At 68.4% G+C, this 24,876-nt stretch carries 22 protein-coding genes; 11 read left to right on the top strand and 11 right to left on the bottom strand.

All coding sequences use genetic code 11. The features are described 5' to 3' along the window. Nucleotides 1-149: 149 nt before the first annotated feature. Nucleotides 150-1,226 (top strand): 3-deoxy-7-phosphoheptulonate synthase AroG, encoded by a 1,077-nt coding sequence (aroG, locus tag NH8B_RS19415; RefSeq protein WP_008955366.1) that lies wholly within the window; start codon nucleotides 150-152, stop codon nucleotides 1,224-1,226. A gap of 99 nt (nucleotides 1,227-1,325) precedes the next feature. Here aroG and NH8B_RS19410 read toward each other — a convergent pair whose 3' ends face one another. The 5 genes from NH8B_RS19410 to NH8B_RS21100 are packed head-to-tail and all read right to left on the bottom strand — an operon-like array spanning nucleotide 1,326 to nucleotide 3,588. Beyond that, complete coding sequence (locus NH8B_RS19410; RefSeq protein ID WP_014088762.1) at nucleotides 1,326-2,120, bottom strand: TIGR00266 family protein; 795 nt, start codon at nucleotides 2,118-2,120, stop codon at nucleotides 1,326-1,328. Nucleotides 2,121-2,151: 31 nt separating this feature from the next. Next, nucleotides 2,152-2,742: a molybdenum cofactor guanylyltransferase MobA gene (mobA, locus tag NH8B_RS19405; protein ID WP_014088761.1), complete on the bottom strand. Its 591-nt coding sequence runs from the start codon at nucleotides 2,740-2,742 to the stop codon at nucleotides 2,152-2,154. After that, nucleotides 2,739-3,197 (bottom strand): molybdopterin synthase catalytic subunit MoaE, encoded by a 459-nt coding sequence (moaE, locus tag NH8B_RS19400; protein WP_014088760.1) that lies wholly within the window; start codon nucleotides 3,195-3,197, stop codon nucleotides 2,739-2,741. The genes mobA and moaE overlap by 4 nt, the downstream gene beginning before the upstream one ends. Before the next feature lies 1 nt (nucleotide 3,198). Next, nucleotides 3,199-3,450, bottom strand: a complete 252-nt coding sequence (locus NH8B_RS19395; protein ID WP_014088759.1) for a MoaD/ThiS family protein — start codon at nucleotides 3,448-3,450, stop codon at nucleotides 3,199-3,201. Further along, nucleotides 3,451-3,588: a hypothetical protein gene (locus NH8B_RS21100; protein ID WP_014088758.1), complete on the bottom strand. Its 138-nt coding sequence runs from the start codon at nucleotides 3,586-3,588 to the stop codon at nucleotides 3,451-3,453. A gap of 113 nt (nucleotides 3,589-3,701) precedes the next feature. Here NH8B_RS21100 and NH8B_RS19390 point away from each other — a divergent pair, with 113 nt between their 5' ends. The 5 genes from NH8B_RS19390 (at nucleotide 3,702) to NH8B_RS19370 (ending at nucleotide 10,508) form a co-directional block, all read left to right on the top strand. Next, a complete protein-coding gene (locus NH8B_RS19390; RefSeq protein WP_008955360.1) occupies nucleotides 3,702-4,865 on the top strand; it encodes an HPP family protein in 1,164 nt (387 codons plus the stop codon). A gap of 140 nt (nucleotides 4,866-5,005) precedes the next feature. Further along, nucleotides 5,006-5,206 carry a hypothetical protein gene (locus NH8B_RS19385; RefSeq protein ID WP_008955359.1) on the top strand — a complete coding sequence of 67 codons (201 nt, stop codon included), beginning with the start codon at nucleotides 5,006-5,008 and terminating at the stop codon, nucleotides 5,204-5,206. 13 nt (nucleotides 5,207-5,219) lie between these two features. Beyond that, the gene (locus NH8B_RS19380) at nucleotides 5,220-7,955 is read left to right on the top strand and encodes an ATP-binding protein (protein WP_014088757.1); all 2,736 of its coding nucleotides are present in this window, start codon (nucleotides 5,220-5,222) and stop codon (nucleotides 7,953-7,955) included. A 41-nt stretch (nucleotides 7,956-7,996) separates the two neighbouring features. Continuing rightward, a complete protein-coding gene (locus tag NH8B_RS19375; protein WP_008955357.1) occupies nucleotides 7,997-8,365 on the top strand; it encodes a response regulator transcription factor in 369 nt (122 codons plus the stop codon). A 19-nt stretch (nucleotides 8,366-8,384) separates the two neighbouring features. After that, a complete protein-coding gene (locus tag NH8B_RS19370; RefSeq protein ID WP_014088756.1) occupies nucleotides 8,385-10,508 on the top strand; it encodes a 3'-5' exonuclease in 2,124 nt (707 codons plus the stop codon). 191 nt (nucleotides 10,509-10,699) lie between these two features. Here the strand turns inward: NH8B_RS19370 and fba are convergent, their stop codons facing one another. The 5 genes from fba to tkt all read right to left on the bottom strand — a co-directional run bounded on the left by fba (nucleotide 10,700) and on the right by tkt (nucleotide 16,950). Then, nucleotides 10,700-11,764: a class II fructose-bisphosphate aldolase gene (gene fba / locus NH8B_RS19365; RefSeq protein WP_014088755.1), complete on the bottom strand. Its 1,065-nt coding sequence runs from the start codon at nucleotides 11,762-11,764 to the stop codon at nucleotides 10,700-10,702. A gap of 90 nt (nucleotides 11,765-11,854) precedes the next feature. Next, on the bottom strand, nucleotides 11,855-12,487 hold the full coding sequence (locus tag NH8B_RS19360) for a LysE family translocator (protein WP_014088754.1): 633 nt from the start codon (nucleotides 12,485-12,487) through the stop codon (nucleotides 11,855-11,857). Nucleotides 12,488-12,607: 120 nt separating this feature from the next. Then, entirely contained in the window at nucleotides 12,608-13,786 is a 1,179-nt protein-coding gene (locus NH8B_RS19355; protein WP_014088753.1) for a phosphoglycerate kinase, read from the bottom strand. Between the two features lie 68 nt (nucleotides 13,787-13,854). After that, a complete protein-coding gene (gap, locus tag NH8B_RS19350) occupies nucleotides 13,855-14,868 on the bottom strand; it encodes a type I glyceraldehyde-3-phosphate dehydrogenase (RefSeq protein ID WP_014088752.1) in 1,014 nt (337 codons plus the stop codon). Between the two features lie 93 nt (nucleotides 14,869-14,961). Beyond that, nucleotides 14,962-16,950, bottom strand: coding sequence for a transketolase (gene tkt / locus NH8B_RS19345; protein ID WP_014088751.1), 1,989 nt, complete (start codon nucleotides 16,948-16,950; stop codon nucleotides 14,962-14,964). A 219-nt stretch (nucleotides 16,951-17,169) separates the two neighbouring features. On the opposite strand from tkt, the gene NH8B_RS19340 reads away from it, so the two are divergent. Continuing rightward, nucleotides 17,170-17,919 carry a BPSS1780 family membrane protein gene (locus tag NH8B_RS19340; protein ID WP_014088750.1) on the top strand — a complete coding sequence of 250 codons (750 nt, stop codon included), beginning with the start codon at nucleotides 17,170-17,172 and terminating at the stop codon, nucleotides 17,917-17,919. Between the two features lie 212 nt (nucleotides 17,920-18,131). On the opposite strand, the gene NH8B_RS19335 is transcribed toward NH8B_RS19340, so the two are convergent. After that, the gene (locus tag NH8B_RS19335) at nucleotides 18,132-18,599 is read right to left on the bottom strand and encodes a GNAT family N-acetyltransferase (protein ID WP_014088749.1); all 468 of its coding nucleotides are present in this window, start codon (nucleotides 18,597-18,599) and stop codon (nucleotides 18,132-18,134) included. 73 nt (nucleotides 18,600-18,672) lie between these two features. Here NH8B_RS19335 and parC point away from each other — a divergent pair, with 73 nt between their 5' ends. The 4 genes from parC (at nucleotide 18,673) to NH8B_RS19315 (ending at nucleotide 24,876) form a co-directional block, all read left to right on the top strand. Beyond that, nucleotides 18,673-21,048, top strand: a complete 2,376-nt coding sequence (gene parC / locus NH8B_RS19330) for a DNA topoisomerase IV subunit A (RefSeq protein WP_014088748.1) — start codon at nucleotides 18,673-18,675, stop codon at nucleotides 21,046-21,048. Further along, nucleotides 21,045-22,595, top strand: coding sequence for a two-component system sensor histidine kinase NtrB (locus NH8B_RS19325; RefSeq protein ID WP_014088747.1), 1,551 nt, complete (start codon nucleotides 21,045-21,047; stop codon nucleotides 22,593-22,595). Before parC ends, NH8B_RS19325 begins: the two co-directional genes overlap by 4 nt. Beyond that, nucleotides 22,588-23,934 (top strand): sigma-54-dependent transcriptional regulator, encoded by a 1,347-nt coding sequence (locus tag NH8B_RS19320; protein WP_014088746.1) that lies wholly within the window; start codon nucleotides 22,588-22,590, stop codon nucleotides 23,932-23,934. The genes NH8B_RS19325 and NH8B_RS19320 overlap by 8 nt, the downstream gene beginning before the upstream one ends. Before the next feature lie 216 nt (nucleotides 23,935-24,150). Next, a complete protein-coding gene (locus NH8B_RS19315; protein WP_014088745.1) occupies nucleotides 24,151-24,876 on the top strand; it encodes a response regulator in 726 nt (241 codons plus the stop codon).

Genomic DNA, 24,876 nt, shown 5'->3' with positions numbered 1-24,876 from the left:
CCAAAAGGGCGCTTTTTTTGCTTTTTATCCGGGTTGGCGGTGTGCCGCCAGGATGCGGCCGGGTGGGCGCGGGACTTGTCGCAGTGCGCAAAATGCAGGTATTGTGTGATGCAGTCAATACACAGAAAAATGCCCCGAGGCACATCACCATGCAACGACAGACCGACGACGTCCGAATCCGCGAAATCAAGGAACTCCTGCCTCCGATTGCGCACCTCTACGAGCTGCCGATCACCGAAACCGCCTCCGAGCTGATCTACAACACCCGCCGCGAAATCGCCGCGCTGCTGCGTGGCGAGGACGATCGCATGCTGGTGGTGATCGGCCCGTGCTCGATCCACGACCCGGCCATGGCCGAGGAGTACGCCGAACGCCTGATGAAGCTGCGCCACGAGCACGCCCGCGAGTTGATCGTGGTGATGCGCGTCTACTTCGAGAAGCCGCGCACCACGGTGGGCTGGAAGGGGCTGATCAACGACCCGCATCTGGATGAGTCGTACGACATCAACTCCGGTCTGCGCCTGGCGCGTCGCCTGCTGTTGAACCTGAACAACGCGGGCATGCCGGCGGCCACCGAATTCCTCGACATGATCACGCCGCAGTACTTCGCCGACCTGATCTCGTGGGGCGCCATCGGTGCGCGCACCACCGAGTCGCAGGTGCACCGCGAGCTGGCGTCGGGGCTGTCCTGCCCGGTGGGCTTCAAGAACGGCACCGACGGCAATCTGAAGATCGCGGTCGACGCCATCCGTGCCGCGAGCCAGCCGCACCACTTCCTGTCGGTGACCAAGACCGGCCATTCCGCCATCGTCTCCACCGGCGGCAACCCGGATTGCCACGTGATCCTGCGCGGCGGCAAGGAACCGAACTACTCGGCCGAGCACGTGCGCGCCGCCGCGGCCGAGCTGGCCGGCGTCGGCCTGGCGCAGAAGCTGATGGTGGACTTCAGCCACGCCAACAGCCGCAAGGACTACAAGCGCCAGATGGAAGTGGCGCGCGACGTGGCCGGCCAGTTGGCCGCGGGCGACAGCCACATCTTCGGCGTGATGGTGGAAAGCCACTTGGTGGAAGGTCGCCAGGACCTGAAGCCGGGCTGCGAGCTGACCTACGGCCAGAGCATCACCGACGCCTGCATCGGCTGGCAGGATACCGAGGATCTGGTGCAGATCCTGGCCGACGCGGTCAAGGCGCGCCGTGCCAAGGTGGGCGTGCCGGCGGGCAAGTGAGCCTGCAGCGAGGCATGACAAAACCCGGCTGAGGCCGGGTTTTTGTTTTCCAGGGCGAATGTACGCTGTGGCGCAGCGGGCTTCGGCCAACCTTGAGGGTCAGTCCCGGCCGTCGAGCAGGTTGCCCAGCCCGCCCAGCACCGAACCCTGCTCGCTGGAGCGGCCGCCGGCTTTCGGGCTGGCGGCGATCAGCCGGTCGGCCAGGCGCGACAGCGGCAGCGACTGCAGCCATACCCTCCCCGGCCCGGTGAGGGTGGCGAGGAACAGCCCTTCGCCGGCGAACAGCGCGCTCTTGAGCTTGCCAACGTACTGGATGTCGAAATCGACCGAGGGCTGGTAGGCCACCACGCAGCCGGTGTCGACGCGCAGCGTCTCGCCCGGTGCCAGCTGGCGTTCGGTCAGGGTGCCGCCGGCGTGCAGGAAGGCGTAGCCGTCGCCGTCCAGGCGCTGCATGATGAAGCCTTCGCCGCCGAACAGCCCGGTGCCGATCTTCTTCTGCAAGGCGATGCCGAGGCTGACGCCCTTGGCGGCGGCGAGGAAGCTGTCCTTCTGCGCGTACAGCGTGCCGCCCAGTTCCAGCAGGTGCACCGGCACGATCTTGCCGGGGTAGGAGGCGGCGAAGGCGACGCGTTTCTTGCCCGGCGCCTGGTTGACGAACACCGTGGTGAACAGCGACTCGCCGGTGAGCAGGCGCTTGCCGGCACCCATCAGCTTGCCGAGCAGACCGCCCTGCGCCGCCGAGCCGTCGCCGAACACGGTGTCCATGCTGATGCCGTCCTCCATGTAGTACATGGTACCGGCCTCGCCGACGGCGGCCTCGCCCGGGTCCAGCTCCACTTCGACGTACTGCATGTCGTCGCCGAAGATCTCGTAATCGATCACGTCCATCGCCATGCGCATTCTCCTGACTGGGGTGGCTGTTCCATCATGCTAGCCCAGCGGGTCCGGCCGCGGCCAGTGCCGCCAGCGCGTCGGGGGTGTTGAGGTTGGGCAGGGCCTGAGCGAACGGCACGATGCGGTGCTCGAGCGTGGCGAGCCAGCCGCGGATGGAGCGGCCGCCGCCGGCGAGGTAGGCTTCGAGCGCCCCCTGTAGCCCGGGACGCAGCGCCAGCAAGGTGGGATGCCAGTGTTCCGGATCGCTGGCCGAGGCGGCGTCGAGGCCGCCCTCCAGCGCCGCCAGCAGCCGTGGCGCCAGCTCGGCCGGCAGCCGCACCGCGTCGCAGGGCAGCATCAGCAGGGTGTCGTGCGGGGCGGCGGCAAGGCCCGCCAGCAGGCCGGCGAGCGGGCCGGGGTAGTCCGGCAGCGTGTCCGGCAGCACCGGGTGGCCGAAGGCGCGGTAGGTGTCGAGGTGGCGGTTGGCGGAGATCAGGATGCGCGCCGGGGCGGGCGTCTGCGCCGCCAGCGCGGCCAAGGTATGGGCGATCAGGGGTTGGCCGAACAGCTCGAGCAGCCCCTTGTCCTGGCCGCCCATGCGCGTGGCGCGCCCGCCGGCCAGGATCAGCGCGCTGTAGCTCATTGCCAGCGTCCGGCGGCGCCCTCGTCGCTGGACTTGGCCTCGACCCAGCGGCTGTGGCCGTCGGCGTCGATTTCCTTTTTCCAGAACGGTGCCTGCGTCTTCAGGAAGTCCATCAGGAATTCGCAGGCGGCGAACGCGGCGGCGCGGTGCGCGCTGGCGGTGACCACCAGCACGATCGGCTCGCCCAGCGCCAGCCGGCCGACGCGATGGTGGATCAGCGCGGCGGAGAGCGGCCAGCGTGCGCGCGCCTCGGCGACGATGGCGGCGAGCGACTTCTCGGTCATACCGGGATAGTGCTCCAGTTCCAGCGCGGCGACGTTGTCGCCGTCGCCGTGGCGGCGCACCACGCCGACGAAGCTGACCACGGCGCCGATGCCGGGATCGGCCGACAGCCGGGCGATTTCCTGGCCGGCGTCGAAGGCGGCGGCGTCGACGCGGATGGTGAAGGCGTCCATGTCAGCCCCCGGTAACCGGCGGGAAGATCGCCACTTCGTCGCCGGCGGCGAGTCCGCTATCCACGGTCGCCAGCTCCTGGTTGAGCGCGACGCGGAACACGCGGCCTTCGGCCAACTCGTCGGCCCAGGCGCCGCCGCGCGCGCGCAGCTCGGCGAGCAGCGCGCCGACGCTGGCGGCATCGCTCTCCAGGGTTTCGTGATCGCGGCCGAAGGTGTCCTTCAGTCGCGCAAAATACAACAGGTTCAGTTTCATCTATTTCGACTCCGGTTCGGCATCCGGCTTGCCGCGCCCGGCCAGCATCACCCACAGGTGAAAGGCCAGCCCGGCCAGTGGTACCAGCGCCATGATGACGACGAAAACCCATTCCAGGGGAGATAGCAGTTCGCTCATGGTGCCAGTGTACGCAAGCCGGCGGCCCAGGCCAATGCGCCGGGTGGCAGAGGGCCGGCTGGCCGAAAGTAGTAGAAGTGGTATCTGAAATACATGTTCTTTACAATAGCGGGATGACTACCTTCGCCCCCACCCTCCCCCTGTCCGCCACCCTGCGTCGCCGCCTCGGCCGCTGGTGGCCCGAACCCCTGGTCATCAGCCGGCGTGAGCAGCTGGCGGTGGCCGTGGCCGCGCTGGCGGCCATCGCCTTGACCGCGCTGATCACCCACCTGACCGTCGGCGACGCGCCGTGGCTGGTGGCGTCGATGGGCGCCGCCGCGGTGCTGCTGTTCGCCTTGCCGAGCAGCCCGCTGGCGCAGCCCTGGCCGCTGGTCGGCGGCCATGTGCTGTCGGCCGCCATCGGCGTCGTCTGCGCGCGCTGGGTGCCCAATCCCTGGCTCGCCGCCGGGATGGCGGTCGGGCTCGCCATCTTTGCGATGATCTCGCTGCGCTGCCTGCACCCGCCGGGCGGCGCGATCGCGCTCAACGCCGTGATCGGCGGCCCGGCGATCCACGCCATGGGCTTCGGCTTCGTGCTGTGGCCGGTACTGCTCAACGCCCTCGCCATGCTGGCGCTGGCGCTGCTGCTCAACAACCGCGTGCTGCGCCGCCCGTACCCGCGCCCGCTGCCGCAACCCAACCGCCACCTGATCAGCGATCCCAAGCCGCTGGAGCGCATGGGCATCCGCGACGAGGACGTCGAAGCCGCGCTGGCCGGTTTCAATCACCTGCTCGACATCAGCCGCAGCGACCTGGAACAGGTGATGACCCTGGCCGAGATGCACTCCTACCGGCGCCGCCTCGGCGACATCCGCTGCCGCGACATCATGTCGCGCGACCTGATCAGCCTGCGCCCGGACGCCAGCCTGCAGGAGGCGTGGCGCCTGCTGCGCCGGCATAAGGTACGCGCGCTGCCGGTGCTCGGCGAGTTCGGCCAGGTGCTGGGCATGGTGTCGCTGGTGGACTTCCTCAAGCGCCTGGACGGCACGCCGCAGGGCCTGCGCGAGCGCGTGGCGAAGCTGTTGGGCGGACGCGGTGCCGACAACCGCGTGGCGGCGATCATGAGCACGCCGGTGGTGAGCGTGCGCGAGACGCTGCACCTGGTCGAGCTGGTGCCGTTGTTCGCCGACCGCGGCCTGCACCACGTGCCGGTGGTGGGGGCGGACGGCACGCTCACCGGCATGATCAGCCAGTCCGATCTGATCGCCGCCTTGTACCAGGGCAAGCTGGCCGCCTGAGGCGACGTGGCCGCGGGGTGTGTGGCGACGTCCGCCGCCGCCCCCGCCCATCGCTACGGATCCCCGCCGGCGGCCGCCCTCTGCCTGCGGCCGGTGGCTTGTGCTTATAATGCAAGCATAACCATATCGGGGAGAGGGCCATGCAGGGCAGCATTCTCAGGGGACCGCGCCTGGTCGCGTTGTTTCTCGCCGGTTGCCTGCTGTTCAACTACCCCGTGTTGGCGCTGTTCGATCGCCCGGCCGAGCTGTTCGGCCTGCCCCTGCTGTTCGTCTACCTGTTCGCCGCCTGGTTCGGCCTGATCGCGCTGATGGCGTGGATCATCGAGCGTCGGCGCGACTGAGGCGGAACCGACCTTGATCCCGGCCCCCCTCCTCGCCGTCGTCGCCCTACTCTACCTGGGGCTGCTGTTCGCGGTCGCCTGGTGGGCGGACCGCCGTGCCGACCAGCAGCGCTCGGTGATCGCCAACCCCAGCGTGTACGCGCTGTCGATGGCGGTGTACTGCACCACCTGGACCTTTTACGGCAGCGTCGGGCGCGCCGCCGGCTCCGGGGTCGGCTTCCTGCCGATCTACCTCGGCCCGACCCTGGTGATGGCGCTGGGCTGGTTCCTGCTGTTGAAGATGATCCGCAGCGCCAAGGCCAACCGTATCACCTCCATCGCCGACTTCATCGCCTCGCGCTACGGCAAGAGCCAGCTGCTGGGCGGGCTGGCGACGGTGATCGCGGTGGTGGGCGTGGTGCCGTACATCTCGCTGCAGCTCAAGGCGGTGTCCGGCAGCCTCGCCATCCTGCTGCCGCATCCGGCGGCGGCGCTGGCGCGCCCTGCTGCGGCGCAGCCGTTCTTTGCCGACAGCACCTTCTACATCGCGCTGATCCTCGCCGCCTTCACCGTGCTGTTCGGTACGCGCCACCTCGACGCCACCGAGCGCCACGAAGGCATGGTGGCGGCGGTGGCGCTGGAGTCGGTGGTCAAGCTGGTGGCGTTCAGCGCCGCCGGCCTGTTCGTCACCTACGGCCTGTACGACGGTTTCGGCGATATTTTCCAGCGCGCCCAGGCGGTGGAGCGGCTGCGCGTGCTGGCGGGTTCGCTGGCGGCGGGCCAGGGCTACGCCACCTGGTTCTCGCTGACCTTGCTGGCGGCGTTGGCGATGCTGTTCCTGCCGCGCCAGTTCCAGGTGGCGGTGGTGGAAAACGTCAACGAGTCACACCTGAAGCGCGCCATCTGGCTGTTCCCGCTCTACCTGCTGCTGATCAACGTCTTCGTGCTGCCGATCACGCTGGGCGGCCTGCTGCGTTTTTCCGGACAGGGGGTCGACGCCGACACCTTCGTGCTGACGTTGCCGGTGGCCGCGCACCAGGATGCGCTGGCGCTGCTGGTGTTCATCGGCGGGCTTTCGGCCGCCACCGGCATGGTCATCGTCGAAACCATCGCGCTCTCCACCATGGTCTGCAACGACCTGGTGATGCCGCTGCTGCTGCGCTGGACGGGGCTGGCGCTGGGCGGCGCGCGCGATCTCTCCGGCCTGCTGCTGGCGATCCGGCGCGGCGCCATCCTGGCCATCCTGCTGCTCGGCTACCTCTACTTCCGCCTCGCCGGCGAGGCCTACGCCCTGGTCGGCATCGGCCTGATCAGCTTCGCCGCCGTCGCTCAGTTCGCCCCGGCGATGATCGGCGGCCTGTACTGGCGCGGCGGCACGCGTGACGGCGCCCTGGCCGGGCTGAGTGCGGGTTTCCTGGTGTGGGGCTATACCCTGCTGCTGCCGTCCTTCGCCAAGTCCGGCTGGCTGCCGGCCGGCTTTCTCAGCGACGGGCCGTTCGCCCTGGGCCTGCTGCGGCCGCAGCAGCTGTTCGGCCTCACCGGGCTGGACGAGATTTCGCACAGCCTGTTCTGGAGTTTGTGCGCCAACCTCGGCGCCTACGTCGCGGTGTCGCTGCGCCGGCCGCCCTCGGCGGTCGAGGCCGGTCAGGCACGGCTGTTCGTCGACGCCCTGAAGCTGAGCCGCCCGGTGGGCGTGGCGTTGTGGCGTGGCCGCGCCGACAGCGGTGAACTGCAGACGCTGGTTGGCCGTTTTCTCGGCCCGGAGCGGGCGCGCGCCGCGTTTGCCGGCTACGCACGGCGGCACGGCGTGGCCGACCCCGCCATGCTGGAGGCCGACGCCGACCTGGTGCACTTCGCCGAGTCGCAGCTGGCCGGCGCCATCGGCAGCGCCTCGGCGCGGGCGGTGGTGGCCTCGGTGGCGCAGGAAGAGCCGCTGTCGCCGGCCGAGGTGATGGAGATCCTCGACGAGGCCTCGCAGCTGCGCCGTTACAGCCGCGAGCTGGAGCGCAAGTCGCAGCAACTGGCGGTGACGACGCGCGAACTCACCGCCGCCAACGCGCGCCTGCAGGAGCTCGACCGGCTCAAGGACGATTTCATGTCGTCGGTGACGCACGAGCTGCGTACGCCGCTGACCTCGATCCGCGCCCTGTCCGAGATCCTGCGCGACGACCCCGACATCCCGCCGCCGGAGCGCCAGCGCTTCCATGCCATCATCGTCGGCGAGACCGAGCGCCTGACGCGGCTGGTGAACCAGACCCTTGATCTGGCCAAGATCGAATCCGGCAACGCCGAGTGGCACACCACCGAAATCGACCTCAAGCAACTGGTGGCGCAGTCGGCCGAAGCCACCGGGCAGCTGTTCCGCGACAAGGAGGTGACGTTGTCGCTCGAGCTGCCGGAACGGGTGCCACCGCTGCTGGCCGATCGCGACCGGCTGATCCAGGTGATGCTCAACCTGTTGTCGAACGCCGCCAAGTTCGTCGGTCGCGGCGGCAAGGTGACGGTGCGTCTCGCCGAGACCCCGGAGGGGCTGCGCGTGGACGTCGCCGACAACGGCAAGGGCATCGCGCCGGAGGAGCAGCAACTGATCTTTGAGCGCTTCCGCCAGGGCGGCGGCGGCATGACCGACAAGCCTGCCGGCACCGGCCTCGGCCTGCCGATCAGCCGCCACATCATCGAGCACTTCGGCGGCCGGCTATGGGTGGAGAGCATCCCCGGCGCTGGCGCGACCTTTTCCTTCGTGCTGCCGCGCGCGGCTGTGGGACAATGACATGACATACGCAGCGTTCAGACTGCGACAGGAGACCGGGCATGAGCAAGACACTGTTGATAGCCGACGACGAACCCAACATCGTGATTTCCGTCGAGTACCTGATGAAGCGCGAGGGGTTCGAGGTGCTGGTGGCGGGCGACGGCGAGGAAGCGCTGGCGAAGATCCGGCAGCATCGGCCGGACATCGTGCTGCTCGACGTGATGATGCCCAAGATGAACGGTTTCGACGTGTGCCAGGCGGTGCGCGCCGATCCGGCGCTGGCCGGGGTGCGCATCCTGATGCTGACCGCCAAGGGGCGCGACACCGAGGTGGCCAAGGGCCTGGCGCTGGGGGCCGACGTCTACATGACCAAGCCGTTCTCGACCCGCGAGCTGGTGGAGAAGGTACGCCAGCTGGTCGGTCAATGAGTTGCCGGAGGCCGAACCGATGACGCCGTCGCGCAAACTGGGGCTGGCTGCCGGCACCGTCTGTCTCGTCCTCGTCGCGGCACTGGCGGCCACGGCGTGGCTGGCTTGGCACGCCGCCCGCGGCACCGGGCTCGCCCTCAACGACCTGGTGACGGCGCTGCTGATCCTCGCCCTGCTGCTGTGCGGCAGCGCGGTGGCGGCATTACGCGACGCGGTGGCGCGCTACGTGCGGGCGCCGCTGCGCCTGGCCGAGCAGGTCGCCACCGTGGTGGCCGACGCGTCGCGCCGGGTGAAGACCGACGGCGGCAGCGAGTTGCACGGCCTGGTCCTGGCGATCAACGAGCTGGCGGCGGCGCGCGCGGCGCTGCAGCGCGACGTGGCGGAACAGGTACGCACCGCGCAACGCTCGCTCGAGGCCGAGAAGAACCGCCTCGCGGCGCTGATGGCGGAGTTGCACCAGAGCGTGGTGGTGTGCAACCTCGACGGCCGCATCCTGCTCTACAACCAGCACGCGCGCAGCGAGGTCGGCGACGAGTTGCTGGGGCTGGGGCGCTCGATCTACGCCATTTTCGATCACGGCCTGATCGCCTACGCGCTGGAGAGCGTGGGCCAGCGCCTCGGGCGCGAGAGTGCGCCGGCGGCGGAGTTCGTCGCCGCCACCGCGGCCGGCCGGTTGCTGCGCGTGCACCTGGCGCCGGTGCTGGGCGGTGACGCCCAGGAGGCCGCCACGGCCGCGCCGACGATCGCCGGCTTCGTGCTGATCCTCGACGACATCACTGCCAGCTTCGCCGAGGAGTCGCGGCGCGACACCGTGATCCAGGCCTTTACCGAAGGCGTGCGCGGGCCGCTGGGCAGCCTGCGTGCCGCCGCCGAAATGCTGTCGGACTACGGCGACATGGGCGAAGACGAGCGGCGCCGTTTCCTCGGGGTGATCCGTGACGAGGCGCAGCAGCTGTCGCAGCGCCTGGAGCATGCCGCCAGCGACTACGGCGACGCCCTCAAGGCGCGCTGGCCGCTGGAGGTGGTGCGCGGCGTGGACGTGGTGACGGCCGCGCTGCAGCGGGTCACGGCGCAGACCGGCGTGCCGTGCAAGGCCGAGGACCTCGACGACACGCTGTGGATCAAGGTCGACAGTTTCTCGCTGTTGCAGGCGCTGAGCTACCTCACCGGCCGCCTGCACGACGAGTACGGCGTGCGCGAGGTGCGTCTGGCGCTGTCGCGCGCCGAGCACCACGCCCAGCTCGACCTGATCTGGAGCGGCACCGCCATGAACACCGAGACCGCGATGTCCTGGGAGCTCGACGCCATGCGGGGGGCCGGAACCAGCGCGCCGTCGGTGCGCGAGGTGGTCGAGCGCTGCAACGGCGAGATGTGGTTCGAGCGCCAGCGCGCCGCGCACCGCGCCCTGTTTCGGCTGCTGCTGCCGCTGGTCGAGCCGCGTCGCGAGCGTCACGAAGAGACGCGCTTCCTGCGCGGCGGCAGCCGGCCGGAGTTCTACGACTTCGACCTGTTCCGCTGGTCGGAGGGCGGCCACGCCCTCGACGAGCGCCTGCTGTCGGAGCTGTCCTACACCGTGTTCGATACCGAGACCACCGGGCTGGAGCCCGCCGCCGGCGACGAGATCATCCAGATCGGCGCCACCCGCATCGTCAACCGTCGCTTGCTGCAGCACGAGGGCTTCGAGCAGTTGATCGATCCGCGGCGGCCGCTGCCGGAGGACTCGGTGAAGATCCATGGCATCACCTCCGAGATGCTGGCGGGCCAGCCGCCCCTCGACACCGTGCTGCCGGCGTTCCGCGCCTACTGCGCCGACACCGTGCTGGTGGCGCACAACGCCGCCTTCGACATGCGCTTCCTGCAGCTGAAGGAGGCGTCGACCGGGGTGCGTTTCGACCAGCCGGTGCTCGACACGCTGCTGCTGTCGGCGGTGCTGCACCCGAACCAGGAGTCGCACCGCCTGGAGGCGATCGCGGAGCGGCTGGGGGTGACCATCATCGGACGCCACACCGCGATGGGCGACGCCATCGTCACCGGCGAGGTGTTCCTGAAGATGATCCCGTTGCTGGCGGAAAAGGGCATCCGCACGCTGCGCGAGGCGCGCGAGGCGTCGGAGCGGACCTATTACGCGCGCATCCGCTACTGAGCGGGGATAAAAAAACACCGCCGGGCTGTTCAGCCGCGGCGGTGTGATTGGACGGGTCGTGCGCTTGGCGCTGGTGAAAGAAATCGCCGCGAGCGCCCCCAGGCCGGTTCGAGAAGCACAGCCGTACAAGTGGTACGGCGAGCATCGCAGGGCCGGTATGGGGCCGCGCAGCCGATTTATTTCCCAGCGGCTTACTTGACGATCTGCGCCAGCTCGCCCTTCAGGTACTTGTTGGCCATGGTGTCCAGGCTCACCGGCTTGATCTTGCTGGCCATGCCGGCGGCGCCGAAGGCTTCGTAGCGGGCGATCACGATGTCGCGCATGGCGATGGTGCTGGCCGCCAGGTATTTGCGCGGGTCGAACTCTTTCGGGTTCTGCGCCAGGAAGCGGCGGATGGCGCCGGTCGAGGCCAGGCGCAGGTCGGTGTCGATGTTGACCTTGCGCACGCCGTGCTTGATGCCTTCGACGATCTCTTCCACCGGCACGCCGTAGGTCTCGCCCAGCTCGCCGCCGAATTCGTTGATGATCGCCAGCCATTCCTGCGGCACCGAGGACGAGCCGTGCATCACCAGGTGGGTGTTGGGGATGCGGGCGTGGATTTCCTTGATGCGGTCGATGCGCAGCACGTCGCCGGTGGGCTTCTTGCTGAACTTGTAGGCGCCGTGGCTGGTGCCGATGGCGATGGCCAGCGCGTCCACGCCGGTGTCCTTGACGAACTGGGCGGCTTCTTCCGGGTCGGTCAGCAGCTGCGAGTGGTCCAGCACGCCTTCGGCGCCGACGCCGTCTTCCTCGCCGGCCATGCCGGTTTCCAGGCTGCCCAGGCAGCCGATCTCGCCTTCCACCGACACGCCGCAGGCGTGGGCGAAGTTGACCACGGTGCGGGTGACGTCGACGTTGTAGGCGTAGTCGGCCGGGGTCTTGCCGTCGCTCTTCAGCGAGCCGTCCATCATCACCGAGGAGAAGCCCAGCTGGATCGAGCGCTGGCATACGTCCGGGCTGGTGCCGTGGTCCTGGTGCATCACCACCGGGATGTGCGGGAATTCTTCCACCGCGGCCAGGATCAGGTGGCGCAGGAACGGCGCGCCGGCGTACTTGCGGGCACCAGCCGACGCCTGCACGATCACCGGGGCGTCAACCTTGTCGGCGGCTTCCATGATGGCGCGCATCTGTTCCAGGTTGTTGACGTTGAAGGCCGGCAGGCCGTAGCTGAATTCGGCTGCATGGTCCAGCAGCTGACGCATCGAAACGAGTGCCATGGTAATTCTCCAGAATAAGGCAAGGTGCCGTCATCGCGACGGCACCGGTATCAAATCAAAAGGTTGGCCGAAGCCAGTGCCAAACGGCGTTCAGTGCCGGCTGACACCGGACAGCGCCACGCCCGCCGCCATGAACGAGCCGCCGGCGAAGCGGTTCATCCAGGAGAGCCGCAGCGGGCTGTTGAGCCAGTTCCTGAGGCGCGAGCCGCCGGCGGCGTAGGCCAGCTGCCAGCTGCTCTCGATCACGTAGAAGGTGCCGGCCAGCGCCATCAGCTGCGGGCCTTGCGGCGCGCTGGCGTCCATGAACTGCGGGAACAGCGCGGTGAAGAACACGAAGGCCTTGGGGTTGCTCATCGCCACCAGGAAGCCGGTGCGAAAACGCTGGCAGGCGCTGCCTTCGGCGCGCTTGCCGCTATCCGGCCCCTGCCCCAGCGGCTGCGGCGCGGCGCGCCAGGTCTTGATGCCGAGCCAGATCAGGTAGGCCGCGCCGGCGTACTTGACCAGCGAGAACAGCAGTTCGGACGCCGCCAGGATCGCCCCCAGGCCGGCCGCCGAGCCCGCCATGATCAGCCCCAGCGCGCTCAGCAATCCGGCCAGCGTGGGCAGGGTGCGGCGCACGCCGTAGCGGATGCCGTGCGACAGCGCCAGCAGCATGTTGGGCCCCGGCGTGGCCGAGACGAAGAACACGGTGACGAGGAACAGCAGCCAGGTATTGAGCGACATGGGTTTGACTCCGTTTGGGGTGGCGGACCTTATAGGGTCCGCCAGCTTCGCTGTAGTGTCCAGCCTACTTGGCAGGCTGTTGCGGCGCCGCCACCGTCCAAGACAGGGTCTGTGGTCGTTTTACCGCGCGCGCTGCTGCAGGATCGCCACGGCGGGCAGTTCCTTGCCCTCGAGGAATTCGAGGAAGGCGCCGCCGCCGGTCGAAATGTAGCTGATCTTGTCGGTCACGCCGAACTTGGCGATGGCCGACAGGGTGTCGCCGCCGCCGGCGATCGAGAACGCGTCGGATTCGGCGATCGCCTCGGCCAGCGTACGCGTGCCGTGGCTGAATTGCTCGAACTCGAACACGCCGACCGGGCCGTTCCACACCACGGTGCCGGCCTGGGCGACGATGTCGGCCAGGGCCTTGGCCGAATCCGGGCCGATGTCGAGAATCATGTCGTTCTTGGTGACTTCGTCGACCAGCTTCAGCGTGTCCTCGGCGTTCTCGGCGAACTCGCTGGCGCACACCACGTCGGTGGGCAGCGGCACGTCGCCGCCGTGGGCGCGGATCTTGGCGATGACCTTCTTGGCCTCGGCCACCAGCTCCGGCTCGGCCAGGGACTTGCCGATGCCGTGGCCTTCGGCCAGCAGGAAGGTGTTGGCGATGCCGCCGCCGACGATGAGCTGGTCGACCTTGTCGGCCAGCGCCTCGAGGATGGTCAGCTTGGTCGACACCTTGGAGCCGGCGACGATCGCCACCAGCGGGCGTGCCGGGGCTTCCAGCGCCAGCGCCAGCGCCTCCAGCTCGGCGGTCAGCAGGATGCCGGCACAGGCCAGCGGGGCGTACTTGGCGACGGCGTGGGTCGAGGCCTCGGCGCGGTGCGCGGTGCCGAAGGCGTCGTTGACGAACACGTCGCACAGGGCGGCATAGGCACGGCCCAGTTCGTCGTTGTTCTTCTTCTCGCCCTTGTTGAGGCGCACGTTTTCCAGCATCACCACTTCACCCGGGTGCACCACCAGCGGCTGCTCTTGCCAGCTGTTGTTGACCGGTACGCTCAGGCCCAGCAGTTCGGACAGGCGTTCGGCCACCGGCTCCAGGCTGTCTTCCGGCTTCGGCTCGCCTTCGGTGGGGCGGCCGAGGTGGGTCATCAGGATCACCCCGGCACCGGCCTTCAGGGCGTGCAGGATGGATGGCAGGCTGGCGCGGATGCGGGTGTCGTCGCCGATGGTGCCGTGCTTGAGCGGCACGTTCATGTCGACGCGGATCAGCACGCGCTTGCCGGCGAGGTCTTGTTCGGTCAGTTTGAGAAATTGCATGGCTCTATCCGTACGGACGCCGCGCCGCAGCACGTTGGCCGAAGGCGCGGCGTAGGGCGATCAAAGGCTTACTTGGCGGCGAACAGCGCGCGGGCGGTGCGCAGCATCTGCTGGCAGAAGCCCCACTCGTTGTCGTACCAGGCCAGCACTTTCACCATGTTGCCGTTGGAAACCTTGGTCAGCGTGGCGTCGAACACCGAGCCTTCGGTGCTGTGGTTGAAGTCGCTGGAGACCAGCGGCAGGGTGTTGTAGCCCAGGATGCCCTTCATCGGGCCTTCGGCGGCGGCCTTGAGGATGGCGTTCACTTCTTCCACCGAGGTGGCGCGGCCGGCTTCGAAGGTCAGGTCGACCAGCGACACGTTGATGGTCGGCACGCGCACCGCGAAACCGTCCAGCTTGCCTTTCAGCTGCGGCAGCACCAGGCCCACCGCCTTGGCGGCGCCGGTCTTGGTCGGAATCATGTTCTCGGTGGCGGAACGGGCGCGGCGCAGGTCCTTGTGGCGCACGTCGGTCAGCACCTGGTCGTTGGTGAAGGCGTGGATGGTGGTCATCAGGCCTTTGACGATGCCGAGCTCGTCGTTCAGCGCCTTGGCTACCGGTGCCAGACAGTTGGTGGTGCAGGAGGCGTTGGAGACCACGGTCATGTCGGCGGTCAGCACGTCGTGGTTGACGCCGTAGACGATGGTGGCGTCGACGTCGTCACCACCCGGAGCGGAGATCAGCACCTTCTTGGCGCCGGCGTCCAGGTGCAGCTGGCACTTTTCCTTGCTGGTGAAGGCGCCGGTGCATTCCAGCACCAGGTCCACGTTCAGCGCTTTCCACGGCAGTTCGGCCGGGTTGCGGGTGGAGAAGAACGGGATCACGTCGCCGTTGACGATCAGGTTCTTCTCGTCGTGGCTCACCTCGGCGGCGAAGCGGCCGTGCACGGTGTCGAACTTGGTCAGGTGGGCGTTGGTGGCCAGGTCGCCCGAGGCGTTCACGGCGACGATCTCGAAATCGCCGCGCAGATTGTATTCGTAGATCGAGCGCAGGGCCTGGCGGCCGATACGGCCATAGCCGTTGATCGCGATGCGAATGGTCATATTGGTTCTCTCCCGGATTTTAACAAGAAGTCTTTGTGTTGCTTGTCGGCCATCCCGTCATGGCGGGATGGCCTTGATTGTATTTATTCAGGATCAGATGACGGCCAGGGTCTGGGCCACCACGTTGTCGACGGTGAAGCCGAATTCCTTGAACAGCACGGAGGCCGGGGCGGATTCGCCGAAGTGGTCGATGCCGACCACGGCGCCTTCCAGGCCCACGTACTTGCGCCAGAAGTCGCTCACGCCGGCCTCGATCGCCACGCGCGGCACGCCGGCGGGCAGCACGCTGGCCTGGTAGGCCTTGTCCTGCTTGTCGAACACGTTGGTCGACGGCATCGACACCACGCGCACCGCCACGCCCTGTTCGGCCAGCGCGGCCTGGGCCTTGAGCGCCAGTTCCACTTCGGAGCCGGTGGCGATCAGCACCGCCTTCAGCTCGCCTGCTGCTTCGCGCAGCACGTAGCCGCCCTTCGCGATGTCGGCGATCTGCTGGGCGTCGCGCGTCACGAACGGCAGGTTCTGGCGGCTCAGGATCAGGTTGGTCGGGGTGGTCTTCTGTTCGATGGCGTGCGCCCAGGCCACGGCGGCCTCGGTGGTGTCGCACGGACGCCAGGTATTCATGTTGGGGATGTAGCGCAGCGTGGCGACCTGCTCCACCGGCTGGTGGGTCGGGCCGTCTTCGCCCAGGCCGATCGAGTCGTGGGTGAACACGAAGATCGGGTTGATCTTCATCAGCGCGGCCATGCGCAGCGCGTTGCGGGCGTATTCGCTGAACATCAGGAAGGTGCCGCCGTACGGGCGCAGGCCGCCGTGCAGCGTCATGCCGTTCATGATCGCGGCCATGCCGAACTCGCGCACGCCGTAGCTGATGTAGTTGCCGTTGCCCTGGGCGTCGATCCACTTCGAGCCGGACCAGTTGGTCAGGTTGGAACCGGTCAGGTCGGCCGAACCGCCGACGAATTCCGGCAGCAGCGGCGAGAACGTCTCAAGCGCGATCTGGCTCGCCTTGCGCGTGGCCACGGTCTGGGCGGCGTCGTTGATCTTGGCGATGGCGGCGGCCTTGGCGTCTTCCCAGCCCCGCGGCAGCTCGCCCTGCATGCGGCGTTCGAATTCGGCGGCGAGTTCCGGGTAGGCCGCGCGGTAGTGCGCGAACAGGCCGTTCCACTCGTTCTCGCGCGCCGCGCCGGCGTCGCGCGCGCCCCAGGCGGTGTAGATCTCGGCCGGAATCTCGAACGGCGCGTGCGGCCAGTTGAGGTGTTCGCGCGCGGCGGCGATCTCGGCCGCGCCCAGCGGCGCGCCGTGCACGTCGTGGCCGCCCTGCTTGTTCGGGGCGCCCTTGCCGATGGCGGTCTTGCAGCAGATCAGGGTCGGGCGGTCGGCGGTTTTCCTGGCGGTCTGGATCGCGGTCTGGATTTCCTCGGCATCGTGGCCGTCGACGTTGCGGATCACCTGCCAGCCGTAGGCTTCGAAGCGCGCCGGGGTGTCGTCGGTGAACCAACCTTCGACATCGCCGTCAATGGAGATGCCGTTGTCGTCCCAGAATGCCACCAGCTTGCCCAGGCCCCAGGTGCCGGCCAGCGAGCAGGCCTCGTGCGAGATGCCTTCCATCAGGCAGCCGTCGCCGAGGAACGCCCAGGTGGTGTGATCGACCACCGGGAAGCCTTCGCGGTTGAACTCGGCGGCCAGCATCTTCTCGGCCAGCGCCATGCCGACGGCATTGGTGATGCCCTGGCCCAGCGGGCCGGTGGTGGTCTCGATGCCGGGGGCGTAGCCGTATTCCGGGTGGCCCGGGGTCTTGGAGTGCAGCTGGCGGAAGTGTTTGAGGTCCTCGATCGACAGGTCGTAACCGGTCAGGTGCAGCAGGCTGTACAGCAACATCGAGCCGTGGCCGTTGGAGAGCACGAAGCGGTCGCGGTTGGACCAGTGCGGGTTGGCCGGATTGTGCTTCAGGTGATCGCGCCACAGGACTTCGGCGATGTCAGCCATGCCCATCGGGGCGCCGGGGTGACCGGATTTGGCCTGTTCCACCGCGTCCATGGCGAGAAAGCGGATGGCGTTGGCAAGCTCGGTACGGGAGACCATTCGGGAGAAACCTCGAAACTGTAGTGGGTCAACTACGGAAACCGGCCCAGGCCGCTGCCGTAACAGTGGCCGAAGCGGCGGAACCGTCGCTAAATCATGAAATTATCGCTGATTTGACCCCCGGGCGGCAACCGGCTGCCGCCAGTTCGGGACGGCGGCGATCAACCTTGTCATATTGTTGGGGCTATGATGGAAGCTGAGCCCCGAGGATCGGAGTTTATGAGCGATTTTTTTACCTCTCCGCCGGGGACCATCACCCCGACGTCGCCGCCGCAACCGCGCCAGGTGGGCGCGGCGCATGGCTGGCGCTGGATCGTCGAGTCTTTCCTGATCGTGCGTGACCAGCCACTGACCTGGGCGCTGTTCGCACTGGCCTATTTCGGGCTGCATCTTCTGGTCAGCTCGCTGCCGATGATCGGCGGCCTGCTGGCGTTCCTGCTGGGGCCGTTGTTCGCCGGCGGTTTCGTGCTGGCGGCGGCGCGTGCCGAGCACCATGACGAACTGGGGGTGGCCGACCTGTTCGGCGGCTTCCGCCGCGCCGGCCAGGCCCTGTTCGGCGTCGGCTTGCTCTATCTGGCGCTGTTGCTGGCGGCCCTGCTGGGGTTCGGGTTGCTGTTGCGCTTGCTGGGGGGGACGGTGCCGACGCCCGAGATGATGAGCGCGCCGGGCCACGTCGGAACCATGATGGCGAGCATGCTGCTGGGGGGCGTGATCGTGTTCGTGGTCAATCTGGCCTACTGGTTCGCGCCGGCGCTGGTGGTGCAGAACGGCCTGGCGGCGTGGCCGGCACTCAAGCTCAGCATCCGCGCCGGACTCGCCAACTGGCCGGCGGTGCTGACCTGCGGGCTGATGCTGACCGTGTTGTTCGTGCTGGCGGCGCTGCCCTTGTTCCTTGGCCTGCTGCTGTGGTTTCCGGTGGTTTATGTCACCGGCTACACGGCGTGGAAGGATGTGTTCGGCCAACCTTGAGAACCTATCCACATTAGGTGGCTGCGCCTTTGCATCTTGAGCGCTGGCAATGCTCTGAGCGTGCGAGTCTCTGTACAGAGACTCGCTCAGCCATGATCCTCGTGTACTTTATGTACATTCCGGTTCCTGTGCGTTGGCGGCACTCAACCTGCTTTGGCTCGCTCGCCTACTGTGGCCGGTTGACGCCTGATCGGGAAAGCGGGACTGAAGTCTCACTCGTCGAGTGGGCGACGCATGTCGACGTGCAGGATGCCGTCGTCGTCGTACGGCTCGGACACGCGCTCGAAGCCGAAGTGGGCGTAGAAGTCCTGGGCGTAGGCCTGCGCCGACAGCATCATCGGCGCGCCGGGAAACAGCCGCGCGGTGCGCAGCACCGCTTCGGCCATGAGTTGGCGACCGATGCCGCTGCCGCGCCAGTCCGGTTCCACCACTACGCGGCCGATGGCGGCGGCGTCCGGGTATTTCTGTTCCGGTGCGATCAGCCGGGCGTAGGCCACCAGCCGGCCCTGGCCGTCGCGGCCGGTCAGATGCCAGCAATCGAGGTCGGTGCCGTCGATATCCTCGTAGATCGAGCGCTGCTCGACCACAAACACCCGCCCGCGCAGCTGCAGCATTTCGTACAGGGTAAGCAGAGTGAAGCCGTCGAAGCGGTGGCATTGCCACTGGATGAAGCTGGCCATAGTACAATCCTCCCCGATCAATTCCGACAACCAACATACCATGACATGCGCCTTGGCGCGTGTCCGGCCCGCCATGGACAACAACGACCTCTTCGCAGACGATATCGCCGAGCCTGCCGTGGCCGGCACTCCCCCCGCCGCGCCGCCGCCGCCCGTCGCCGACGGCGACGCCGGCGAGTGGATTCCGCTCGACCTGTACGCCGAGCGCGCCTACCTCGAATACGCGATGAGCGTGGTCAAGGGCCGTGCCTTGCCGGAAGTGGCCGACGGCCAGAAGCCGGTGCAGCGCCGCATCCTCTACGCCATGCGCGACATGGGCCTGACGCACGGCGCCAAGCCGGTGAAATCGGCGCGCGTGGTCGGCGAAATCCTCGGTAAATACCACCCGCACGGCGACAGCTCGGCCTACGAGGCGTTGGTGCGCATGGCGCAGGACTTCACGCTGCGCTACCCGCTGATCGACGGCCAGGGCAACTTCGGCTCGCGCGACGGCGACGGCGCCGCGGCGATGCGTTACACCGAGGCGCGCCTGACGCCCATCGCCGAACTGCTGCTGTCCGAGATCGACATGGGCACCGTGGACTTCGTGCCCAACTACGACGGCGCCTTCGACGAACCGGCGCTGTTGCCGGCCCGCTTGCCGATGGTGCTGCTCAACGGCGCCTCCGGCATCGCCGTCGGCCTCGCCACCGAGATTCCGCCGCACAACCTCACCGAGGTGGCTGGCGCCGCCGTCGCCCTGCTCGACAACCCCGAACTTACCACCGCCGAGCTGATGGCTTACGTGCCGGGGCCGGACTTCCCCGGCGGCGGCCAGATCATCACGCCGGTCGAAGACATCCTCGCCGCCTACGAGAGCGGCCGCGGCAGCGTGCGCGTGCGCGCCAAGTGGGAGGTGGAAAAGCTGGCGCGCGGCCAGTGGCGCGTGATCGTCACCGAGCTGCCGCCCGGCTCCAGCGCGCAGAAGGTGCTGGCCGAGATCGAGGAGGCCACCAACCCGAAGGTGAAATCCGGCAAGAAGACGCTGACGCAGGAGCAGCAGAACCTCAAGAGCCTGATGCTCTCCCTGCTCGACCGCGTGCGCGACGAGTCCGACAGCGACAGCCCGGTGCGGCTCGTGTTCGAACCCAAGTCGAGCCGCCAGGACCCGGACGAGTTCATCAATATCCTGCTGGCGCAGACCAGCCTGGAAGGCAACGCCTCGATGAACCTGGTGATGATCGGGCTCGACGGCCGTCCCGGCCAGAAGGGGCTCAAGCCCATCCTCGCCGAGTGGCTGGCGTTCCGCCGCACCACCGTGACGCGCCGCCTCACGTACCGCCTCTCGCAGGTGGACAAGCGCATCCACATCCTCGAAGGCCGCATGATCGCCTTCATCCACATCGACGAGGTGATCCGCGTCATCCGCGAGTCGGACGAGCCCAAGCCCGACCTGATCAAGGCCTTCGGCCTGACCGAACTGCAGGCCGAGGACATCCTCGAGATCCGCCTGCGCCAGTTGGCACGGCTGGAAGGCTTCAAGCTGGAGAAGGAGCTGTCCGAACTGCGCGAGGAGCGCGAAGGCCTGCGCCACCTCCTCGCCACGCCGGACGCGCTGACCGGGCTGATGCGCGACGAAATCCAGGCCGACGCCGCCAAGTACGGCGACGCGCGCCGCAGCGAGATCAAGGCCGCCGAGCGCGCGGTGCTGACGCAGACCATCGCCGACGAGCCGGTCACCATCATCCTGTCGCAGAAGGGCTGGATCCGCGCCCGCGTCGGCCACAACGTCGAGTTGAGCGCGCTTTCCTTCAAGGACGGTGACGCGCTCGCCACCGTGGTGGAAACGCGTACCGTGTGGCCGGTCATCGTGCTGGATTCCAAGGGGCGCGCCTACACCGTCGATCCGGCCGTGGTGCCGACCGGGCGCGGCGACGGCGTGCCGGTGGCGAGCCTGGTCGAGCTGCAGGACGGCGCCAAGCCGGCGCAGCTGTTGTCCGGCCCGGACAGCACGCGCTTCGTGCTGGCCAACTCCGGCGGCTACGGCTTCATCGCCAAGATCGGCGACATGGCCGGGCGGGTCAAGGCCGGCAAGGCGTTCATGACGCTGGAGGACGGCGAGAGCGTGCTCGCGCCGCTGCACGTGCCGGCTTCGGCCAAGCTCGACGCGCTGCGGCTGGTGGCGGCGGCCGACAACGGCCGCCTGCTGGCGTTCCCGGCCGGCGAGCTGAAGGAGCTGGCCAAGGGCCGCGGCCTGATGCTGATGCAACTGGGCGAGGGCGAGGCGCTCACCGCGATCGGCCTCGTCGGCGGCGACAAGGCGCAGCTGACGGCGCAGTCGGTGCGCGGCAAGCAGAGCGAGGAGAAGGTGGCGCTCGCCGAGTACGACGGCAAGCGCGCGCGGCGCGGCCAGTTGATGCCGAAGAAGTGGCTGGTGACGGCCATCGTCGAGCCGGCCGGACGCGCATGATCGAGCTGCCGCGTTCGCTCACGCTGCCTTCGGCCAACGCGCTCAGGCTGTTCAACGCGTTCCGCGGCACCATCGTGCTGGTGCTGCTGCTGGTGTCGCAGCTGCACGGCTTCGACGGCGAACCCTTGCTGGTGGCCGGGCCGGCGTTCTACAGCTGGGTGCTGGCCTACTCGATCCTGATCGGGCTGTGGCTGTCGCTCGGGCGCGGCCCGCTGGCGCACGGCGTGCAGGTCACGCTGGGGGTCAGCGTCGATATCGTCATGATCATCGCGCTGATGGCGCTCAATGGCGGCGTGAAAAGTGGTTACGGCGTGCTGTTGCTGCCGTACCTGGCGGTGGCCGGGCTGCTGGCCTCCGGCCGCTACGCGTTGTTCTACGCCGCGCTGGCCAGCCTGGCACTGCTGGGGGTCACGCTGTACGACATCCTGGCGTTGAACGGCACCACCGGCGAACTGGTACAGGCGGCGCTGTTGGCCAGCGCCGGTTTCGTCACCAGTGTCACCACCCACCAGCTGGCCCGGGTGGCGCGCGAGTCGGAACAACTCGCCGCGGCGCGCGGCAGCGAGATCGCCCAGCTCAACCGCCTCAACGAGCTGGCGCTGCAGAGCCTGCGCGAGGCGGTGCTGGTGCTCGACCAGGAAGGCCGGGTGCGCCAGTTCAACGACGCCGCCACGCGCCACTTCAGCTTGGTTGAGCGTGGCAAGCTGCTGCCCGAGCTGGCGGCGCCGGTGGCGCACTGGCGCCAGGACGGCAGCCCCTTGCTGGCACGGCCGGTGCAGCTCAACGCCCAGCCCCAGCCGCTGATCGGGCGCATGGTGCCGATCCTGACCGGGGACACCCCGACGCTGCTGCTGTTCCTGCGCGAGACGCGCGAGCTGGCGGAGGAGGCGCGCCAGCTTAAGCTGGCGGCGCTGGGGCGGCTGACGGCCAATATCGCCCACGAAATCCGCAACCCGCTGGCGGCGATCAGCCACGCCGCCGAGCTGTTGGGCGAGGACGCCGTCGATCCTGCCACGCGGCGCCTGACGGCGATGGTGCGCGACAATACGCGGCGTATCGACCGCCTGGTGGAAGAGGTGCTGGCGCTCAACCGGCGCGACCGGGTGCGCCCCGAGGTGCTGCGGCCGGCGACGGTGCTGGCCGAGCTGGTCGAGCAGTTCGTGCTCGGCGAAGCCGCCGCCGCCGGGCGCATCGTCACCACCTTCAACAGCCCGCGCGCCATGATCTTCGACCGCGGCCACCTGGCGCAGATTCTCGGCAACCTGCTGGCCAACGGCTGGCGTTACTGCCAGCGCCATACCGGCTCCCTGCGCATCGAGGTCGACGAGAGCGAGAGCGCGCTGTTGATCGACGTGGTGGACGACGGGCCCGGCGTCGGCGCCGAGCACCAGTCCCACCTGTTCGAGCCGTTCTACACCACCGAAAGCAGCGGCACCGGCCTCGGGCTCTATATCGCCCGCGAGCTGGCCGAAGCCAACGATGCCCTGCTCGCCTACCTGAGCCCGGGCGGGCGTTTCAGACTGTACTGCCGGAAAGCCTATGACTAGAACCTCCCCCCGCCGCGTGCTGGTCGTCGACGACGAGCCGGACATCCGCGAACTGCTGGAACTGACGCTGATCAAGATGGGGCTGGAGGTGGTCACCGCCGCCAGCGTCGGCGACGCCTGCCGCCAGCTGTCGCGCCAGCCGTTCGACCTGGCGCTGACCGACATGCGCCTGCCGGACGGCGAAGGGCTGGCGGTGGTCGAGCACATCGGCCAGGCCGGGCTCGACGTGCCGGTGGCGGTGATCACTGCCTACGGCAGCGCCGACAACGCGGTGGCGGCGATGAAGGCCGGCGCCTTCGACTACCTGCAAAAGCCGGTCAGCCTGGCGCAGCTGAGGACGCTGGTGCAATCGGCGCTGGCACTGGAGGGACGCGCGGCTGGTGGTGTCGTGGACGGCGCGGTGCGGCTGGCGGGTGAATCGCCGGCGATGCAGGAGGTGCGGCGGCTGATCGAGCGGCTGGCGCGTACCCAGGCCGCGGTCTACATCCATGGCGAGTCCGGCACCGGCAAGGAGCAGGCTGCGCGGCTGATCCACGAGCAGGGGCCGCGCGCGGCGCGGCCGTTCGTGCCGGTCAACTGCGGCGCCATCCCGGAAAGCCTGATGGAGAGCGAGTTCTTCGGTCATCGCAAGGGCGCCTTCACCGGCGCCGACAGCGAACGCGACGGCTTCTTCCAGCAGGCCAACGGCGGCACGCTGTTCCTCGACGAGGTGGCCGACCTGCCGTTGGCGATGCAGGTCAAGCTGCTGCGCGCGATCCAGGAGAAGCGCGTGCGCAAGCTGGGCGGCGGCCCCGAGGAGGCGGTCGACGTGCGCCTGTTGTGCGCCACCCACCACGACCTGGCGGCGCTGGTCGACAGCGGCGCGTTCCGCCAGGACCTCTACTACCGCCTCAACGTCATCCAGCTCACCATGCCGCCGCTGCGCGAGCTGCGCGAGGACATCCCGCTGTTCGTCGGCCGCCTGCTGGAGCGGCTGGCCGGCGACGGCCCGCGTCCGCGCCTCAGCCCGGACGCAGTGAAGGCGCTGTTGGGGTACAACTATCCCGGCAACTTCCGCGAACTGGAAAACATTCTCGAACGCGCCGTGGCGCTGGCCAGCGACGCGCGGGTGGACGTGGCCGACCTGCAGTTGTCCGATGCCGCGTGCAGCGAGGGCGGGGCTGAGCCGCCGGTGGCGGGCGGGGGCGAAGGGTTGCAGGAGTACCTCGATCGGGTCGAGCGCGATGCCATCGTCAAGGCGCTGCAGGCGACCCGTTTCAACCGCACCCAGGCGGCCAAGCTGCTCGGGGTCAGCTTCCGCTCGCTGCGCTACCGCCTGGAGCGCCTCGGCATCAAGTAGCGTCGCCCAGGTTGGCCGAAGCCGGACTGACCCGGTGTTCGGCCAACCTGGCCGGGCACGCCTCGGGTCATCCCGGACCATGACAGAACCTGGAGCAGGGTGATGAAGAGTGGCTGTCGGCTCGCCGCAGCCATGCCAAACGCTTAATCCCCTTGCCTCTGTGCCGGCTTCGCGTCCATCATGGAGGCTCAAGTCCCATGCTGAGGTGCCAACCGAATGAGTGTCGACTTTGCCAGACTCAAGGTCTTGGTGGTGGACGACCAGCTCCTGATCCGAACCCTGATGACGCAGGCCCTGCGCAATATGGGCCTGCGTCCGGAGGCCATCCTGCAGGCGGCCGACGGCGCGGCCGCCATTCGCACCCTGGATATCCGCCAGGTCGACCTGGTGCTGTGCGATATCCAGATGGACGGTCTGGACGGTATCGGACTCTTGAAAGAGCTGCGCTGCGGGCAGACCGCCAACCCGTCCAACCTGCCGTTCATTTTCCTGTCCGGGCACGCCGACCGCAGCAACGTGCTGGCCGCGGCGCGTCTGCACGCCGACGGCTTCATCGTCAAACCACCCAAGCCGGCCGACGTGGAAAAGGCGATAGAACTGGCCATGACCAAGCCGCGCCCGGAGGCGGACCCGTTCCGCTATTTCTCGGTATCGACCCACTCTGGCCAGGTGCAGCACTTCAACCAACCCCACGCCTCCACCCTGCTCGAGCACGCGGCGCTGGACGAGCCCCACCATGCTGCCGCCATTCTGCTGCCCCTGGAGGGGGTCAAGCCCGGCATGGTGCTGGCACGCGATCTGACCAATCTGTCCGGCCACCTGCTGCTGCCCAAGGGGACCCGCATCACCGCCACCCAGCTGGCCGCGCTGCGCAACTTCCGCGACCGCTACGGCGTCAGCCATCTGTCCATCGTGGAGCCCGACCAGCCGGGTCGGGACTGA

This window comes from Pseudogulbenkiania sp. NH8B (assembly GCF_000283535.1).
Lineage (GTDB): Bacteria > Pseudomonadota > Gammaproteobacteria > Burkholderiales > Chromobacteriaceae > Pseudogulbenkiania > Pseudogulbenkiania ferrooxidans.
The sequence above is the reverse complement of the archived record's forward strand: the minus strand, read 5'-3'. Positions and strand labels throughout refer to the sequence as shown.